Origin of the sequence: Bacillus halotolerans, from assembly GCF_004006435.1 — a bacterium.
GTDB lineage: Bacteria > Bacillota > Bacilli > Bacillales > Bacillaceae > Bacillus > Bacillus halotolerans.
The window spans coordinates 1,601,337-1,612,659 of record NZ_CP029364.1; the positions used below are offsets into that span (position 1 = coordinate 1,601,337).

Here is an 11,323-nt window from a genome sequence, read left to right on the forward strand (position 1 = left end):
GAGTATGCTTTCCGTTAAAGGATTAAATAAATCATTCGGTCAAAATGAAATTTTAAAAAAGATAGATATGAAGATAGAAAAAGGAAAAGTCATCGCTATACTTGGGCCTTCCGGTTCAGGGAAAACGACGCTGCTTCGCTGTCTGAACGCGCTGGAGATCCCGAATCGCGGGGAGCTTGCATTTGATGATTTCTCCATCGATTTTTCAAAGAAAGTGAAGCAGTCGGATATCCTTCAGCTCCGCCGGAAATCGGGAATGGTGTTTCAGGCGTATCACCTCTTCCCTCACCGCACAGCCCTTGAAAACGTGATGGAAGGCCCTGTTCAGGTGCAAAAACGAAACAAAGAGGAAGTCAGAAAAGAAGCGATTCAGCTTCTTGATAAAGTCGGATTGAAGGACAAAATGGATTTATATCCGTTCCAGCTTTCCGGAGGCCAGCAGCAGCGCGTCGGCATCGCCCGTGCACTGGCAATTCAGCCTGAGCTGATGCTGTTTGACGAACCGACCTCAGCGCTTGACCCTGAGCTTGTGGGTGACGTACTGAAGGTTATCAAGGATTTAGCCAATGAAGGCTGGACCATGGTCGTTGTTACCCACGAAATCAAATTCGCCCAGGAAGTGGCGGACGAAGTCGTCTTCATTGACGGCGGCGTCATCGTGGAGCAGGGGCCGCCTGAGGAAATTTTCTCTGCTCCAAAAGAAGAACGAACCCAGCGGTTTTTGAATCGGATTTTGAACCCGTTGTAAAACCCAAAACAGGGCGCCTGCCGGCGGCCCTGTTTTTTGTTGAGCCCCTTTCGCCTATTCCGCCCTTTTGTCAGATATGCTACAATGACAATCGATTGATTTTTACGAAAGAAGGGACTTCACGTGAAGCGAGAACTTGTTCTGCGCTGGACATTTTATTTTGCCGGTCTGCTTATTTTGTCTTTTGGTGTATCCCTTACGATAGAAGGAAAAACGCTGGGGATCAGTCCGTGGGATGCATTTCATTACAGCCTGTTTCAGCACTTCGGGCTTACCGTCGGCCAGTGGTCCATCATTATTGGAGCGCTCATCGTCGGATTCACGTCATTGTTTACGAGGGCTTGGCCAAAAATTGGGGCGATCCTGAACATGGTGCTCATTGGTGTTTTTATAGATTTTTTCAATTTTCTTCTGCCTGCCCCCTCCACCTACACAGGCTCCGTCATCGTCTTCTCTCTCGGCGTGCTGCTGATCGGCTACGGCGTCGGTGTTTATGTATCAGCGGGCCTTGGCGCGGGGCCGCGTGATTCACTGATGATGCTGATTACAGAAAAAACCGGCTGGAATGTGCAATGGGTGCGGAACGGCATGGAAATAACAATTTTGTTTGCAGCATGGGGCATGGGCGGTCCGATCGGTTTAGGTACAATTTTGACCGCCATCCTCACCGGTATCATTTTGCGCTTTTCGTTGCCGCAGTCAATCCAGCTGCTGAATTATGCTGTGGCAAGGCGGACAGCCGCTGTGAAAGCAACTCCGCCTATACACTAAAACAAAGCCGCTTCGGCTTTGTTTTTTTATTTTCTCCTCTATATGAGTCTTGTTGAAGTATGATAGGATGGTTTTGACAATCTTTTGCAGACGGAGGATCTAGAATGAAAATTTACGGAATTTATATGGACCGCCCGCTTTCACAGGAAGAAACGGATCGGCTGATGTCTTTCGTTTCCGCTGAAAAACGGGAGAAATGCCGGAGATTTTATCATAAAGAAGATGCTCACCGCACCCTCCTGGGAGATGTGCTTGTTCGCTCTGTCATCAGCGAGCAGTACCAGCTGAATAAAGCCGATATCCGATTCAGCGCGCAGGAATACGGGAAGCCTTGTATCCCTGACCTCCCCAATGCCCACTTTAACATTTCCCACTCCGGCCATTGGGTCATCGGCGCGTTTGATTCAGATCCGATCGGCGTCGATATTGAAAAAATGAAGCCAATCAGCCTCGGGATTGCCGAACGTTTCTTTTCGAAGAACGAGTACAGCGATCTTTTATCCAAACATAAAGACGAGCAAAACGATTATTTTTATCATCTATGGTCTATGAAAGAGAGCTTTATCAAGCAGGAAGGCAAAGGCCTGTCGCTGCCGCTTGACTCCTTCTCCGTGCGCCTGCATGAGGATGGCCGAGTATCCGTCGAGCTTCCGGAACACCATACGCCTTGCTTTATCAAAACGTATGAGGTAGACCCCGGCTATAAAATGGCCGTGTGCGCCGCCCGCCCTGATTTCCCGGAGGACATCACGATGATCTCGTACGAAGCGCTTTTATAAATGGCTCATCAGCAGCTTAATGCCGCGTTCAATATCTTCAGTCTTCACATTGGAAAGATTGATTTTTAATAGATTTTCTTTCGGATAATCTGATAAATAATGGCGGTCAATCGTTTCAAGAAGGACCTCTTGTTTTTTCATCTTTTGAATCACTCTTGATGCCGGCAGATCCTCAGGAAGCACCAGATGGGTATGCATGCACGGGGCCTGGCCGCTGGAAAATAGAAAGCTGCCGCGGCTCGATTGTCCGTGTGTTTGAATGGCTTCATGAAGCCTGAGAGACCGTTCCTTATAGGAATTTCTGATTTTCTCCTTGTGCCTGCCGAACATTCCGCTTTTAATGTAAATTTCTAACGCGGCTTGGGAAATCATCGAGCAGTCAATGTCGTTCAGCTTTTTGTACGTAAGAAATGTGTCAGTCAGCGCATCTGGCAAAACGGCGGCTCCCACGCGAAGGCCGGGAAATATCATTTTTGAAAAGCTTTTTAAATAAATCACATGTGAGGACAGATCATATGCGTACAGCGGATCTGCCTTTTTATTTTCCTCGAGATCACCGAGATAGTCATCCTCAACAAGGTAGACGTCATAGGCTTCCGCCAATCTTACCAGCTCTTGTTTGTCCCGTTCGGCCAGTGAGCTCCCAAGCGGGTTATGGAAGCGTGGCATCGTATAAAAAAATTTGATCGGTTCTGTTTGAAACAGCCGCTCGACTTCCGCTAAATCAAGCCCCTGCTCCGTTCTTTTTATCCCGATTGCGGGGATGCCCAGTGTCTCCACTTGTTCAATCATCAAATGATAGCCTGGCTGTTCAATGGCGATCTTCTCTTTCCCATTAGGAAACGGCATTGCACATAGCAGGGATAGCGCCTGCTGGACACCGGATGTGATAAACATATGCCGCTCGTCCGCAAATACCTGCTGATCAGCAAACAGCTTTCGCAATACACGGATGAGCGACGGGAGGCCCTTCGGCGTTCCGTAGAGAAACAAATCATGCTTGTATGTATCAATCGCTTTGTTGATGCAATGCTGAAAATCCACATACGGAAAAATATCAGGGTCCGGCGCAGACGTTGCAAAGTCGATTGGGCCTGACTTGCCGTGATGCGGCTTCCTCGTCTTTTTCACAAGATAATAGCCGCTTTTCGGAACAGAATAGATGAGATGGCGTTTTTCCAGCTCTTGCAGCGCGCGGATCACCGTGCTTTTGCTGACTTGATAGCGGGCGGACAGCTGCCTGATGGAAGGCAGCCTGTCTCCTTCTTGATAGACACTGCTTTGCATCATTTCCTCTATCTGTATGAAGAGACTGATATACTTCTCCATTCTTTCTCCCCCTGTTTTGTACCGGTACAGTTCATTGTTTTTCTTATTGTACCGTTCCTATCCACCCCATACAATAAAAGGGAGCGGCCGGCTCTATTATTTATTTAAAGGAGCACTTCCTGTATGTATAAAAACCAGCAAACCTCAGCTTATCTTGCAGCTATGTTAAACGCATTGATTATCGGGTTATCCTTTCTTTTCGTGAAAATCGCGCTGCAATCGGCAGAACCATTTGATATTCTTGCACACCGGTTCACCCTTGCGTTTGTAGCGGCTACTATACCTGTCTTATTCGGATGGGTGAAGCTGTCCATCCGTTTAAAAGATGTAATGGCCATTTTGCCGCTCGCCTTGCTGTATCCGGCGCTGTTTTTCAGCTTTCAGGCATTCGGCCTGGTGTACTCGTCATCCTCTGAAGCCGGGATCATTCAGGCATCAATTCCGATTTTTACAATGGTCTTTGCCGCTTATTTTTTAAAAGAGCGATCGACGTGGGCTCAAAAAGGGTTCACTGTGTTATCAGTTGCGGGCGTCATGTTTATTTTTGTGATGAAGGGTGTGAACGTTGAATCGGCCAGCCTAAAAGGATCTTTACTTATTCTCTTGTCCGCTCTGTCTTCAGCTATGTACAATACCGCCGCAAGAAAAATGACACAGCGTTTCCGGCTGATGGAGCTCACCTACATCATGTCAGCGATCGGATTTGTCGTCTTCAATGCCATCGCCTTGGTGCGGCACGGCGCTTCCGGAACGGTCGGCACTTACTTCCATCCATTCCGGGAGCCCGGCTTTATTCTCGCGATAGTGTATTTGGGCGTGTTATCTTCGCTCGTGACTTCGTTTATGTCCAACTATGCGCTGTCCCGGATTGAGGCGTTTAAAATGAGCGCCTTTAATCATTTGTCCACCATCGTGACGATGATTGCCGGAGTTGTGGTTTTGCACGAAAGCCTAGCCTGGTATCACCTTGCCGGTGCGGTTTGTATTATCATCGGCGTGCTGGGAAGCAATGCCGGTCTCCGAAAAAGAAAGCAAACCAAAAAATCCATTTCTATGAACAAATGAGATGTTATGTTAGAGTTGAAGAAAAAATGGTTTGAGGTGCAGTGTAAGAATGATTCAACACAGTGTCTTCCTAGAGGGAGCCATTTCATTACAAGATATGAGATGTTACTTTTTATCCCGGCAAAGAATATCAGCATTGTTTTATTTTATTTATATTTTTCTTCTATCTTTATTGGTGTATTCGCTTTATGGATTTCCGATTACCGTTTATGACAGCGAAACACTCGAAGTGATATATAATGGTATTTTCATAGCGATTCTATCCTTGATCTGTACATTGCTTTTGATTGCTTTTCATTATATACGGCTGCGTACCAGCTATAAGAACAATAAACGGCTAAAACGTAAAAGGACATATACCATGAACCGGCAAGGCATTCAAATTCAATCCAAAAACGATAATGCATTGTTTGAATGGGATGAAATAAGGGCAGTTGCAGAATATAAACACTTTTTCTCTATCAAAACTTCTAGTCACCAGGTCATCTTAGTTCCTAAACGTTTTTTTGTATTCGAAAATGAGCTCCACTCATTCAGACAGCTTGTAAAAGAACATGTACGTGCCAAAAAAGTAAAATGACAAATTTAAAAAGAGGGTTTTCCCTCTTTTTTTATGTTAATGAGATATGCCGCTTCATTGAGTAACATTCTCTTCAGCTAATGGAGATTTACCCCTCAACACTCTCTTCGTTATGAACATGATTGTTTTTTTTGATTGGCGCCAGCTCCAATAATGCTGATAAACTTACAAGCACCAAACACACAACAGTAACCAGCAAATAATTATGATTCATGTCAAAAAACAATCCGCCCACATACACACTGAGAGCGCCGGCGATTTGATGGATAAAGAAATTGATGCCTAGGAGCGAGCCGATAAGCCCGGTTTGAAAGCTTTCAGAAATGGACGCAGCAGTCAGCGGGATCACGCCTGTGTAGCTGAGCCCGAATAACAGCGTAAAGCACAAGTACCAGAGCTCACTGTTATGAATGCCGAGTGCGGGAACGAGCAGGCAGATCAAGCTGATGAGACGAATGAAAAACAAAATGGAGAGCATCACGCTTCTGCTGCCAAGCAAATCTGACAGCCAGCCTGCCAATAATCCCCCGATGATAATAAACGCCCCGAATGCAGCCATCATTCCGTTGATATGAGAGACATGCGCATCCTCCAGCATTGGTACGAGATGAGCATCAATGATTCCCATCGTAAATCCGCACGTAAATACGCCGAAGTACAGGATATGAATGAGGCGGGACTGCTTTAACACCTTCCAAAATCCCTGCCAGTCATAAGATTTTTTCACGGACTGCCCTTGGACATTTGGCGGGTGCTTCATTCCGAAGGCCAAAAGAGGCAGCAGGACAGCCGCTAAGAAAATGCCCAATATTGTATACGCAGTTTGCCAGCCTGCATAGTAAGGAGCCGCAGCCCAAATCGGTGACAGCAGCAGCAAACCGGCTGAATTTGCATTGGTCAAAATGGCGAGCGCCAAGCCTTTATGCGTGTCAAACCAGCGGCTGATAAAATACTGTGTCGTCACGCCAACCGCGCAGGAATAGCCGATTCCGCCCAGCACTCCGTAGATCACAGAAAATATATGGACATTCGGCGAATGCGGGAGCGCCAAAAAGCTTGCGCTGATACAAATGGCGCCGATCCCCATAATCTTTCTGACGCTGAACCGGTCAATCAAAAAGCCGACAAAAAACTGAACGACTCCCGTTGTGATCATAAAAACGCTGACGGAAGCCGAAATCAGCGACCGATCGGCGTGAAAGGTCTCTGCCATCGGGAGCATAAAAAATTGAAAGGAATTTCTGAATGAGTTCATTCCGATGGCGAAGACAAACGTGAACAGCAATACTAACCATTTCATCTTAGGAGACACGCGAAGGATGTGCCGAGACATTTTTTCCTGACCTGCCTTTATTTTGAGTATTGCGACTATTATATCATGAAAAAATTTACATTCTATATAAAAAAAGCGAACAGCACAGCGCTGTCCGCTTTTTCATTAGGAACTGGAAATCGGATGCTGATTCAAAATCGCAAAAATCCGTTCCGCCACTTCCTCCGTATTTGACAGCAGAAACATATGCCCGCCGTCAAATTCATGGAACATGATGTGTTTCGCCCACTTCTTCCAGCCTTCCGCATCCCGGATGCATTTTTCGTCATTCAGTCCGTTAAAGACGTGGACCGGCGATTGGATCGGCGTCATGTCGGTAAGCTCGAATTGTTCAAGAGCCCGGTAATCCGATCTGAACGAAGGAAGGAAAAATGACATAACTTCTTTATTTTCAACGAGCTCTGCGGGCATTCCGCCTAATTTGATAATATGATCGAGAAATTGATCATCAGGCAAATGCGATACTTTTTTCCGCTGAATATGCGGCGGCTGAATCGCAGAAATAATCACAGCCTGCGGAAAAATGCCTTCACGCTCCAGTTTTTGCGCCAGCCTGAAGGTAATCATGCCGCCCATGCTGTGCCCAAACAGCACAAACGGCCGATCTGGATGCAAATGTAATTCTTGCTTGTACAAATCAGTCAGCTGCTCGAGATCCTCAATTGCTGACGTCTGATTCGTGCCGTGCCCGGGCGGTTCAGCTGCAAGCATTTCACACTCCCCCTGCAAAAAAGCATGGAGAGGGCGAAATGACGCCGAGTAGCCGCCGGCAAACGGAAAACAGATGAGCTGCGTCTTTTCCGATGCATCAAATGATCTGAAGAGTTGGCTCATTGGCCGGCTCCCCCTTTCATCGCTTCCTTAAGAAAGCGTTATGGTTTGTTTATTAAGAAATTCGCGCAAAATCCCGGCATTCCTATCAAGACATTCGCCCTGCAGCATTTCGGCGTGTGTACCGAAGCCTTTTTTCACACGATAAGCGCCCGTTGTCGCCTCTTCCCACGGCGAAAGCCATTCAGGCATTTCAAAGTCAATATCAGAGGTCAGCAAATCAATGTCCGCTTTCACTTGCCCTGAGCTGATCAGGTTGACATAGTATGAGTAGAAGGCATGTGTTTTTTTCTTGAGCCCCTGCTTGACGGCTTCGCTATTGAGGGCTTCATTGTCTCGATTTACATTCATCAGCGCCTCTACATCGTTTTCGACCGTGCGTCCGTCCAGATCACTGACGCCTTGTTTTTTATAGGAATCCACCATGATAATCCGCTGTACAGTGCGTCCCTGCTCTTCAAGTTTTTTAGCGGCTTCAAACGCCAGGCTGCATCCTGCTGAATAACCGAACAGTGTCACAGGACCTTCCGGCTGAAGTTCCTTGATCAGAGCGGCATAACGGTCAAGACGGTTTTCCTCTTCAATAAAGTCAAAGGCGCACAGCTTGTATGACGGCAATTGCTTGGCCAGATTCTGATACATTAAGCCATATCCCAATACCGGCGGGAATGCGAAAATGATGTCATCCTGATCCGGATTCATGATTGTAACGTCCTGAAGTCCTTCTGAGCCTCCGTTTTTCAGATATGCTGAAATGCCGGCAATCGTCGGCGCTTCAAACAATAGCTTCACCGGAAGGTCCATTCCGAGCTCTTTTTTGATGCGAGAAGCGGCTGTCATTGCCTTTAAGGAATGGCCGCCAAGCTCGAAGAAATCGTCATGGATGCTGACTTGCTTTCTGCCGAGAATCTCGGACCAGATTTGCGCGATTGTTTCTTCCGTTTCATTTCGAGGCCCAATCCATTCTTGCGATATCTGATCTTGCTCCGGTTTTGGCAGCAGACGTTTATTGACTTTTCCGTTTGTTGTTAAAGGAAGCTCGTCCAAGAACGTAAATGTCTGCGGCACCATATAAGCAGGAAGCTGTTTTTTCAGGTGTGCCTTAACGTCTCCTGCTGAAAGCTGTGTCCGGTTCACAAGGTAGGCGTTAATTGATGCGTCCCCAGACTCGCGGCGGTCCACCACGACGACCGCGTCTTTTACTCCGGGATATTCCTGCAGCTGCTTTTCGATTTCTTCCAGCTCGATCCGGTGCCCCCGTATTTTCACTTGATCATCAATGCGGCCGGCGTATTCAATCGTACCGTCAGGCAGCCAGCGAGCGAGATCCCCGGTGCGGTAAAGTGTTTCTCCCGGTTTGAACGGGTTGGCGGTAAATTTCTGCTTCGTCAGCTCATCACGGTTTACATAGCCTTTTGATACACCCATTCCGCTGATGCATAGTTCACCGACCGCTCCGAATGGCTGGAGCTGATTTGATTCATTGAGAATATAAATACTTGCATTGCTGATCGGCTTTCCGATCGGCAGTGAGGAGATAGACTCCGGAATCTCGTGCACGACGTGAGCCGTTGCAAACACCGTGCCCTCAGTCGGACCGTAGCAGTTAATCAGCTTGCCCGGCCCCATGATCCGCATCGCTTTCCTGACGTGAGGCACAGACGCGCGTTCCCCGCCGAATAACACACAGCGAAGCCCCTTCAGCCAATCCTCTCCCGCATCTGTGAGAAGATTAAATAAAGCTGTGGTCGCAAACATGACGCTGACATTCTCTTGACGGATGAGGCTCGTGAGACGGTCTGTATCAAGCAGTGTATTTTCATCTGCGATAATCAGCCTTGCTCCATTCAAAATGGAAGCGTAGAAATCAAAGGTAAATGCGTCAAAAGCGTAATTCGATACAGATAAGAACGTGTCTTTTTCAGAAAACGTCATGTAGTCAACGTGCTTCACTAATCCTTGAATATTGGCATGCGTCGTGATATTTCCCTTTGGCTTTCCGGTTGTGCCTGATGTATACATGATATACGCCGCATCATCTGGTTCAATCGCGGTTTCAGGATCGCTTGCCTCTTCTTCAAAACGGATGGGATCATCAATGATAAGCGTTTGGCCTGTAAACGGCAGCTGACTCGCTTGCTCTTTCATCTCTTGATGTGTAAGCAGACATGCCGCCCCGCTGTCGGTCAGCATATATGAAATTCGGTCATCCGGCAGCTTAGAATCAACCGGCACATAAGCAGCTCCCGCTTTTAACACACCGAGAATCCCAATCACCAGTTCCAGCGAGCGCTTCGTGTACAATGCAACAACTGAGCCTTTGCCTGCCCCTTGCTTTTGCAAACGGCGTGCGAGGCGGTTCGTTTCCTCGTCTAATTCGTGATAGGACAGCGTTCGGCCTGCAAATGTGAGCGCCGGTGCACTTGGATTGACGTCCACCGCCTCCTTGAACCAATCCGTCAGAGGTTTTGGCTCACACATTTGAGGTGCCGGATTTAAGCCGTTAAGCAAGTACTCTTTTTCTTTTTCGTCAATGAAATCAATGGTGCTGACAGGCTGATCCGGATGCTGAATAAGCTGCTGAATCGCTGTGAGAAGCTGGGATTTTAAGCGCAGCATAAACGCTTCATCAAACACATTCTCATTATAGGCAAGCTTGATCAGCATTTCTTCACCCGGGGAGGCCATCAAATTGAGATCGTAATTTGACTTCTCAAATACATGGACATCCTCCATATCGAATCCGTTTTGTCCGCTTTCTTCATTGCTTGCATCCTGAAGCGGATAATTTTCAAACACGATGATGTGGTCAATCAATTTCGGCTGGTTGGCTTGGCTTTGGATGTCATAAAGCGGCACATATTGATGCGGTTCTGACTCAAGTGACTGCTCCTGAAGCTGCTTGAGCAAACCGTTGAATGTCATGTTTTCAGCCAATTTCACTCTTCTTGGAACAACGTTGATAAACAGGCCGACCATATGTTCAACGCCTTTGATTTCCGCGGGACGCCCGGAAACGACTGTACCGAAAGCCAAATCGTCAGACCGCTGATAACGGCTGATCAGTACGCTCCAGACTGCCTGCAAAGCGGTACTCAAAGTGGTGTGCTGAGATTTCGCAAGCTCTGTAAAAGCTTTTGTTTCCGCTTCCGGCAGTGAGAAGAGAAGTTCTTTCGGTTCGTACCCTTCCTTTTGTTTCTTTCTTTGTTCCGCAAACGTCGCCTGTCCTTCAAAGTCTTCCAAGTACTCGCGCCAGTAGCGGAGCGATGCTTGTTTATCCTGCTTTTCAAGCCACTTGATGTATTCCTTATACGGTTTGACAGGCGGCAGACTGTACGGCTTTTGTTCGCGCAGGGCGTTGTATACCTTAAACAGATCCTGCACGACGATGCCGAAGCACCATCCGTCCAAAATAATGTGGTGGTAGCTCCACACCCATTCAAAGCTGTTGTCAGCTTTTTTGAAGATGGCTGCCCTCATCGGAATATCCCGCGTTAAATCAAAGCCTTTGATCTTATCCTGTGCTTTGTATTCATTGATTTTGTCCGTTTGCTCACTTTCGGATAAACGTGTCAGATCCATTTCTTCTATATGAAATTGACGTTTTTTTAATACGACTTGAACGGGCCTTTTTACTTTTTCGTGAATGAACACGGTACGAAATACATCGTACCGGTCCATGATGACATTCATGCTTTCTTCAAGGCATTTGATATTGAAGTCGCCCTTTACTTTCATCGTAATTTGTTCAAGGTAAAAGCTCTGGCCTGGATTAAGGATGGTATGAAACAGCATCCCCTCCTGCATCGGCGATAGGTAATACATATCTTGAACCTGATCTTTGCTAAATTGACTCATATGTTTCGCTCCCGCCTTCTGTAATTCCC

9 protein-coding genes are annotated in these 11,323 nt (G+C 47.0%); 5 read left to right on the plus strand and 4 right to left on the minus strand.

The window, feature by feature from the left end; translation table 11 throughout:
* Positions 1 to 4 precede the first annotated feature (4 nt).
* The 3 genes from tcyC (at position 5) to DIC78_RS08175 (ending at position 2,298) form a co-directional block, all read left to right on the plus strand.
* A complete protein-coding gene (gene tcyC, locus DIC78_RS08165) occupies positions 5 to 748 on the plus strand; it encodes a cystine ABC transporter ATP-binding protein TcyC (protein WP_024120193.1) in 744 nt (247 codons plus the stop codon).
* A gap of 123 nt (positions 749 to 871) precedes the next feature.
* Positions 872 to 1,519, plus strand: a complete 648-nt coding sequence (locus tag DIC78_RS08170) for a YczE/YyaS/YitT family protein (RefSeq protein ID WP_024120192.1) — start codon at positions 872 to 874, stop codon at positions 1,517 to 1,519.
* A gap of 104 nt (positions 1,520 to 1,623) precedes the next feature.
* A complete protein-coding gene (locus DIC78_RS08175; RefSeq protein ID WP_101863975.1) occupies positions 1,624 to 2,298 on the plus strand; it encodes a 4'-phosphopantetheinyl transferase family protein in 675 nt (224 codons plus the stop codon).
* On the opposite strand, the gene DIC78_RS08180 is transcribed toward DIC78_RS08175, so the two are convergent.
* On the minus strand, positions 2,293 to 3,627 hold the full coding sequence (locus tag DIC78_RS08180) for an aminotransferase-like domain-containing protein (RefSeq protein ID WP_106021039.1): 1,335 nt from the start codon (positions 3,625 to 3,627) through the stop codon (positions 2,293 to 2,295). The two genes, DIC78_RS08175 and DIC78_RS08180, sit on opposite strands and share 6 nt — an antisense overlap.
* A gap of 123 nt (positions 3,628 to 3,750) precedes the next feature.
* On the opposite strand from DIC78_RS08180, the gene DIC78_RS08190 reads away from it, so the two are divergent.
* Both DIC78_RS08190 and DIC78_RS08195 read left to right on the plus strand, forming a co-directional pair.
* Positions 3,751 to 4,692, plus strand: a complete 942-nt coding sequence (locus DIC78_RS08190; RefSeq protein ID WP_106021041.1) for a DMT family transporter — start codon at positions 3,751 to 3,753, stop codon at positions 4,690 to 4,692.
* Positions 4,693 to 4,741: 49 nt separating this feature from the next.
* On the plus strand, positions 4,742 to 5,272 hold the full coding sequence (locus tag DIC78_RS08195; RefSeq protein ID WP_103671914.1) for a YcxB family protein: 531 nt from the start codon (positions 4,742 to 4,744) through the stop codon (positions 5,270 to 5,272).
* Positions 5,273 to 5,360: 88 nt separating this feature from the next.
* Here DIC78_RS08195 and DIC78_RS08200 read toward each other — a convergent pair whose 3' ends face one another.
* From DIC78_RS08200 to srfAC, 3 genes are all read right to left on the minus strand, one after another.
* On the minus strand, positions 5,361 to 6,605 hold the full coding sequence (locus DIC78_RS08200) for an MFS transporter (RefSeq protein ID WP_106022277.1): 1,245 nt from the start codon (positions 6,603 to 6,605) through the stop codon (positions 5,361 to 5,363).
* Positions 6,606 to 6,710: 105 nt separating this feature from the next.
* Entirely contained in the window at positions 6,711 to 7,439 is a 729-nt protein-coding gene (gene srfAD / locus DIC78_RS08205; protein WP_106021045.1) for a surfactin biosynthesis thioesterase SrfAD, read from the minus strand.
* A gap of 27 nt (positions 7,440 to 7,466) precedes the next feature.
* Positions 7,467 to 11,294, minus strand: coding sequence for a surfactin non-ribosomal peptide synthetase SrfAC (gene srfAC / locus DIC78_RS08210; RefSeq protein ID WP_127695994.1), 3,828 nt, complete (start codon positions 11,292 to 11,294; stop codon positions 7,467 to 7,469).
* Positions 11,295 to 11,323 lie beyond the last annotated feature (29 nt).